Raw genomic sequence first — 205 nt, forward strand, 5'->3', positions numbered from 1 at the left:
GGCCGAGCGTCCTGCCGCAGTGAGGACACTGCCGGCATGGTGGTCGAAGGATACGATCCAGACAGGTAGGATTATGCTCTAGGTGTTTGGTCCCGGGTTTTGATGGTGCGGGTTTTGCGTGAATCTTGATGGCTCGTGCTGCCATTGCTGGCAAACGAATTCGTATGGCGTGAGGCCCCGGAGCGTCTTCAGTCGACGTGCGAAA

At 57.6% G+C, this 205-nt stretch carries 1 pseudogene; it reads right to left on the minus strand.

The features are described from left to right. Positions 1 to 78: 78 nt before the first annotated feature. Positions 79 to 205, minus strand: a pseudogene (locus F3J08_RS16895) (IS481 family transposase); the annotation flags it as partial.

The sequence above is a fragment of the Asaia sp. As-1742 genome, assembly GCF_011753235.1.
In the GTDB taxonomy this organism is placed as follows: Bacteria; Pseudomonadota; Alphaproteobacteria; order Acetobacterales; family Acetobacteraceae; genus Asaia; species Asaia bogorensis_B.